At 55.7% G+C, this 6,889-nt stretch carries 5 protein-coding genes; 2 read left to right on the top strand and 3 right to left on the bottom strand.

Annotated elements, in window-relative coordinates:
- The 3 genes from ACOVRA_RS06400 to ACOVRA_RS06390 all read right to left on the bottom strand — a co-directional run.
- The coding region (locus tag ACOVRA_RS06400) for a GH1 family beta-glucosidase (RefSeq protein ID WP_421719561.1) at positions 1-1,326 on the bottom strand (1,326 nt) is incomplete at its 3' end.
- A 3-nt stretch (positions 1,327-1,329) separates the two neighbouring features.
- Positions 1,330-2,748, bottom strand: coding sequence for an MFS transporter (locus tag ACOVRA_RS06395; protein WP_421719560.1), 1,419 nt, complete (start codon positions 2,746-2,748; stop codon positions 1,330-1,332).
- 5 nt (positions 2,749-2,753) lie between these two features.
- Positions 2,754-4,151 (bottom strand): sulfatase, encoded by a 1,398-nt coding sequence (locus ACOVRA_RS06390; protein ID WP_421719559.1) that lies wholly within the window; start codon positions 4,149-4,151, stop codon positions 2,754-2,756.
- 176 nt (positions 4,152-4,327) lie between these two features.
- On the opposite strand from ACOVRA_RS06390, the gene ACOVRA_RS06385 reads away from it, so the two are divergent.
- Positions 4,328-4,984, top strand: coding sequence for a TetR/AcrR family transcriptional regulator (locus ACOVRA_RS06385; RefSeq protein ID WP_421719558.1), 657 nt, complete (start codon positions 4,328-4,330; stop codon positions 4,982-4,984).
- A gap of 142 nt (positions 4,985-5,126) precedes the next feature.
- Positions 5,127-6,889, top strand: a 1,763-nt coding sequence (locus ACOVRA_RS06380) for a TonB-dependent receptor (RefSeq protein ID WP_421719557.1), incomplete at its 3' end; no start/stop codon positions are given.

Here is a 6,889-nt window from a genome sequence, read left to right as displayed (position 1 = left end):
CTGGCGGTACCAGTGATAGCTGGCCTTAGGCGTGCGCTTCTGGCTTTCGTAATCCACATGTACCAAGCCAAATCGCTTGGAATAGCCATGCCCCCATTCAAAATTATCAAGGAGTGACCAAACCAGATAGCCGCGTACATCATAGCCATCATCAATCGCGCGCGCGATTTGGCTGAGATAGCCTGTTAGCAAGCCAATCCGATCATGATCGAGCACTTCGCCAGTGGCGGTCATTTCATCGGGGAAGGCACCGCCATTTTCGGTGATATAGATGGGCAGCGCGGCATAGTGCTCATAGACGCGGGCAATCACTTCATAAATGCCCTCTGGCCGGATTTCCCACCCCATCAAGGTCACGGGCGTTCCAGCTGGCGGGGGCACAAAGCCCATGCCGCCGCCCGCAGTCGCGCCATCGGCAGACACGCTGGCAGGCTTCGCCGCAATTTTTGAGCGCGTGTAATGATTGATGCCGAGGAAATCCAAATCTGCCTTCAGGCGGTCCATATCGCCGTCGCGAATGAATGGGGTGACCATGGCCCCGATCTCATCTGGGTATGTCCCCTTGAAGATCGGATCTAGGAAGGCGCGGTTCATGATGGCATCGGCTAATGCGCTGGCGGCCACATCCTCTGGGCTTGTCGAGGCGGGCTGCACGCCATTGATCGAGAGTACGGTGCCGACCTTTGCGCCAGGAGCCAGACGGCGCACGAGGAGCACGCCTTCTGCGGTTGCCAGGCTGACATGGTGCACGGCGGCCCCATAAGCAGCGGGGTCCTTAAGGCCGGGGGCATGTTGTCCCAATAGATAGCCGAGCGAGGTGAATATCGTCGGCTCGTTAAACAGGCACCAATGGGTGACGCGGTCCTTCAAGCGATTGGTGACAAGCTGGACCAATTCGAGAAACCAATCCACCGATGCCCGATTGGCCCATCCGCCTTGGTCTTGTAAGGCTTGAGAATAATCCCAGTGATAAAAGCAGACCCAAGGCTCTAAGCCGCGCGCGATGCAGGCATCCACCAGCCGATCATAGAAGGCCAGCCCGGCTTCATTCACCCGTCCAGCACCATCGGGCAAAACGCGCGCCCAATTGATCGAGAAGCGATAGGCCGTCATGCTGGCCGCTTGGGCCAGATCGAGATCTTCTGCAAAGCGGTGGTAGTGATCACAAGCAATGTCGCCCGTATCGCCCTGATGGATTTTACCGGGTGTATGGGAATAGCGGTCCCAAATGCCTTCCCCGCGACCATCGGTTTGGGCGGCACCCTCAATTTGATAAGCGGCGGTTGAAGCGCCAAAGACGAAACTTTCGGGAAAGCGAATAGGCATCGATTAATGACCTTGAAGTGGGTTGGTAGGGGTGTTGCGCGCGGCGATCTGCTGCCGCAATTCAGCATGGCGCTTGGCGTCGATTGGGTATTTCCAAAGGAGTGCCATGGAGGCCAAAACGCCAAGAAGTGGAATGAGCGACATCATGGCGGTGATGCCATCAAGGGTTTGGACGGATTGTGCTTGGTTGGCTTTATAGCCGACCCCGTCCAACATCAGCCCAAGCAAAAGGGCATTGACCCCAAGGGCGGCCTTTTGCGCAAAACTGGCAAAGCCAAACACTTTGGCCTCATGGCGCACGCCATGATGGGCCTCGCCCCATTCAACCGTGTCAGGCAACATCGACCAAAACAACACACCAAATGACGACCCGCCGACTGAAATCACCATGATGATCGCCATAACGACGCTGACGTCTTTGGATGGATTGAAATAAAACGCCAGATAACCCAATGCCGAGATCACGCTGCCCATCATCCAAGCCGCGCGCTTTGAGGTCTTAGAAGCGATGAACACCCAGACGGGCACCAAGACCAGCATGGCAAGTGCCGGTGTAACCAAGGCCAGCGTAGCCGATTCCGGGGCTTCTAGAACATATTTGAAATAATAGAGGACATTCTTGGAAAACATGGTCACCGCGATGGATACCGCGATGATCACCAAAAACACCCGCACCAAGGGGCCATTTTGAGCAAATTGGGAGAAGAAGGCACCCACGTCGTTCCACATGGGCTCTGGCGTCGGTGCGGCTTCGGTCTCTTCAGGCTCGCGCATGACCGAGACGACAAAGGCAAAGATCAAGACCGCCAGAATGCCTGCCGCCATGGCCGCCAAAACATAGCCACGCCCTTCATCGCCTTGACCGAATTTCTTCACGACCAAGGGCGTCAACATAGCCACCGTCAGCACGCCGGATGCGGCACCCATCATGCGGAAGCCTGCAAGCTGCGAGCGCTCATTGGCGTCAGATGACAGGCGGGCTTGCAAGGAGGAGAATGGAATACTCGCCACCGTATAGGCGGTGCGCAATAAGCAATGGGTGAAGGCGATCCAGATCACCAACGCAATGCCGGTAAAGCCCGGGTTCCAAAAGGCCAAGGCATAACTAATCGCCAAAGGTATGGCGCCCATCGCAACCCAAGGCCGATACCGGCCCCACTTCGTCCGAGTCCTGTCGGCGATGATCCCCATGACGGGATCGGTGACGGCATCCCAAGCCAGCGCGATGGCATAGACAAGGCCTGCAATGGTCGGGCTCACACCAAACACATCGGTGTAAACATACATCAAGAACAAGCCGGTTCCCGACCACACAAGGTTGAAGGCAAAGTCTCCCGCGCCAAAGCCAAATTTGGCAAGCAAGGGTAGGCGCGCGTCTGGTGTTGCGGCAGGTTGCCCGCTGGGGGTGCTCTGTTCAGCCATCGGATTTAGGGAGCCTTTTTGAGGGGGCGAGTTTCGTTGGGCAATTGGATCGGCCCATCGGCTTGCGGGGAAGTTCTTTGCTGTGTGATCGCGCCAAATTCCGCCCTGGCTGCGTCAATCATCGCCTTGAGCCGATCGACGATTTCTGGGAAGCGGTCGGCCAAGCTGACGGTCTCGCCGCGGTCGTTCTTCATATTGAACAAGAGGCGGTAATTGAACTGATCCAACGGCGCGTCAAAATTTAGGTAGTAAGCGCGAACCACCATGCGCCAGTCTTGCGTGCGGACGGCTGCCACATTGGCATTGGAGAAGAAGTAGAGCTTGTCATGGGGCGTTACTGCCCCGCGTTTGGACAGGATTGGCCAAATGTTTTGACCATCAATCACGCGATCGGTTGGGACTTTCGCACCAGCGAGCGCTGCCAAGGTGGGCAACAGATCAATATTCATCGACATCTGGTCTGAGACGGTCCCGCTTGGAATCTTGCCGGGCCAGCGGGCAATGAAGGGCACACCGTAAGCACCCTCATAGGTGCTGCCTTTGCGATCCCGGAGTGGCCCACTGGAGCCTTCCCACCAAGGTCCATTGTCACTGGTGAAGATCACCAAAGTATCTTGATCTTTGCCCGCGGCCTTAAGGGCTTTGAGAATTTCGCCCGTGGTCCAATCCATTTCTTCGACAAAGTCACCATAAAGGCCCTGCTGGGACTTGCCCCGAAAAGCCGGGCCGGGCCGCAGTGGAACATGAGGCGCTATATGGGCGACATAGAGGAAGAAGGGCTTGTCGGAAGGTGAGTTGATCACCCCTTTGGCCTCTTCAACCAGCCGTTCGGCAAAGGTCTCTTGAACCAAGGGTTCTTCAAGGATCGTCATGTCGCGATAGAGCGGCAGCGGGTTCATATCGTTGGACCACGGCACGCCCCAGAAGGATTGAAAGCCATGCCGTGTTGGCCAAGCACTGGCCACCGATCCTAAATGCCACTTGCCCAGCATGGCTGTGCGATAACCGGCATCGACCAAAAGTTCTGGCAAAGTCACTTCGCTTTCGGGCAGGCCATAGGCTGAATGCGGGTAGATTACCCCTACCGCCAAGCCAGAGCGGGCGGCATAGCGACCGGTCAATAGGCCGGCCCGCGACGGCGTACAGACATTGGCGCTGGCAAAGAACCTTGTCAGACGTCCGCCTTCACGCGCCATTCTGTCGAGGTTCGGGGTCCGGATCGTACGCCCGCCAAAACTGCCGAGGTCACCAAAGCCCAAATCATCGGCTAGGATCACAATGATATTGGGTTGTTTCTGGGCCTTGCTGCTGGCTTGTTGGGCCAGTGCAATCTTCGGGTTCAAGCTCGCGACCGCCAAGGCGACACACATGATCAGGGCAGCCTTGAGATTGCTGATCTTCATAAAATGTTCCCCCCGCTCGGCGCTTGTCCATTTTGGATCTGCCTTCTCCCTTGCCCAAAACGAAGAAACAGTCAATGCTGCTTGTAAATTTTCAAATCGGGATTGACCGCCTCTCGATCTGTCTTTACCGCACTCGTCTTGTTGCTAATCATCATGGATTTTGAAAGTTCCGCGTTATGCTAAATCCAGAAATTGTAGAGAGAAGTGCCGCTGTCCTGCTCGTGAAGCTCGAGGGCTCGTCTACCAATCCAGAGCGGTCTGCGGCGACGAAAGCCAAATTGATCGCCGCCACAATCGAGGCGCTCCATCGCTATGGCTATGCGGCGACCACCACAATTTTGGTCGCCAAGAACGCCAATGTCTCGCGCGGTGCGATGCTGCATCATTATCCCAATAAAGTGGCCTTGATCCTCGCCTGTATGAAGGAAACCTATGAGGCCGAAATGGCCTATTATCGCCAAGAACTGTCACCGATAGGCGATCCGGTTGAGCGGATTTTGCGCCTCATGGATGCGGCTTGGGACTGCTTCAAGTCGCCTGCTGGCGTGGCGCGCACCGAAATCTGGATGGCGACCCGATCGGACGCAGACCTCGCCGACCAACTTGTGCCACTTTATCGCTCGGAATTTGAGCGTTCAAAGCGGGGAATGCTGCGCCTGATGAAGGAGGCTGGTATCGTGGATGAAGTCTTTACCTATGACTTTCTGACATTCTCTGTCGCGACATTCCGGGGACTCGCGATGTCAGCAGCGCTAGGAACGCCGGAGGCCGAAATACGCGCCGCCGTTGATATGGTCAAAGACCGATTGCGCCTCAAAATCTCGCAGCTTTGATAAGCGAACAACGCCCTAGTCAAAGATTCTCACTCAGGACCCCTCGGTAACAAACAGTCTTGACTGTTTGTTGATGCCGTGAGATTGAAGGATCAATTGAGATCGTGTGGCTGGAAAAGCCACCTTTGGGGGAGAGAAACTGTTGCGCAATTTTCTTTGCTACGGCGTGAGCGCCTTGGCTCTTTTGGCCATATCGACACCTGTTTTCGCTCAAACGCCCCCTAAGGCCCAAGACGATCCAAACCAGGTCGAAGAAATCATCGTGACGGCCCAGCGTCGCAGTGAGCGTCTTCAGAATGTGCCTCTTGCGGTAAGCGCCGTCAGTGGCGACCAACTGGCCAAGCTGGGTATCAACAACCCTACAGAATTACGCTTTGTTTCGCCGAGCGTGAATTTCGGCAATTCAGCCAACACACGTGGCGAGGGCTTGGCTGTTCGCGGCGTAGGTACCCAGATTTTTGGCGATGGTGTTGAGCAAAGCGTTGGGGTCGTCGTCGATGGTGTTCCCATGGGCCGAAACGGCATGGGCATAGCCGACATGCTTGATGTCGATCGGGTTGAAGTGCTGCGCGGCCCGCAAGGCATGTTGTTTGGGAAGAACGCTTCCGCTGGCGTGATTTCGATCATCACGCGCGCCCCGCGGCTTGGGGAAACGTCGCTCGACGTCCAAGGCTCTTATGCGACGAAGGATGAGATTAAGGCCAGCATGACGGCCAATATTGCTCTGGGCGAGCAAGCGGCTCTGCGCGTAACTTACGGCACAACAGAACGCGACGGCTATATCTTCAACAAGGTCCGTAACGAATATCTGAACAATCGCGACAGCGATACCCTGCGGGTCCGCTTTTTGGCCGATGTCAGCGAAACTGTCCGTGTGCAACTTTCAGCTGATTGGGGCAACTCCAACTCACTATGCTGCAGCTGGACGGCGCGGTCAGCACCGGCAACAACACCCTTTGGTGCGCTGAGTGCGGCCAGTGGTATTGTGCCAAGCCCCACCAATTTAACCAATGCTGCGGGCGCGACATTCTTTCAAAACCAAGATTATCGCGGCTTGACGAGCCAGGTTGATTGGAACTTGGGTTGGGCCGAACTGACAGCTATTGCGGGCTATCGCTATTGGTTCGCCATCGACAATAATGATCCAGACATTCTGCCGATCAATATCCTCGACCGAAACACCGGCGATAGCAAGGTTGATCAAACATCGTTTGAAGTGCGCCTCGCGTCCCCCGCTGGCCAGAACTTTGAATGGACATTGGGGCTATTCTCCTTCGAGATGCTCAATACAGGCGGAAATATACAGGCCGGTACATTGGGCCTGAATCTCGGACCCGGCGGTACAGTCGGATCGGACCGACGTTCGACTACGATCAACAAGAGCGATGCAATTTTCGGCCAAGCCGCTTACACCCTCTTTGACAAGCTGAAGCTCATTGCCGGGGCGCGCTATACCGACGAGACCTTGTCGGTTGATTGGACACAGGTCCAAGCCTCAAACACCATCGGGACTTTCCCGGGCCGCTTTTATGGCTCAGCATCTGCATCGCGCGGCGAAACAAATCTGTCTTGGCGTCTGACGGCCCAATATAACGTTACAGACGACATTCTGACCTATATCGGGGTATCGCGCGGCTATAAGGGGCCGGCCTATGATCAAGGGCTCGTCAATTCGACCGTTGTGTTTGCAGACCCAGAAATCCCAACCAGCTATGAAGCGGGCTTCCGGTCAAAGCTGTTCAACAAGACAACCATCTTCAACGCGGTGTTGTTCTCAACCGAGTTCAAGGATTTCCAGGCGCAAGTCTTTGACCAAAATGTCTTCCCATCGCGGTTTACGGTGGCAAATGCTGGCAAGATCGAAACCAAAGGGGCAGAAGTTGAGTTTGTGTCCCGTCCGATGAC

The organism is Aquidulcibacter sp., assembly GCF_049239865.1.
Lineage (GTDB): Bacteria > Pseudomonadota > Alphaproteobacteria > Caulobacterales > Aquidulcibacteraceae > Aquidulcibacter.
This window is presented reverse-complemented; position numbering and strand designations above follow the sequence as displayed.

Bases quoted from the DNA above. Each gene is read 5' to 3' on its own strand.
- ACOVRA_RS06385 (WP_421719558.1), top strand. From the start codon at position 4,328: ATGCTAAATCCAGAAATTGTAGAGAGAAGTGCCGCTGTCCTGCTCGTG.
- ACOVRA_RS06395 (WP_421719560.1), bottom strand. From the start codon at position 2,748: ATGGCTGAACAGAGCACCCCCAGCGGGCAACCTGCCGCAACACCAGAC.
- ACOVRA_RS06390 (WP_421719559.1), bottom strand. From the start codon at position 4,151: ATGAAGATCAGCAATCTCAAGGCTGCCCTGATCATGTGTGTCGCCTTG.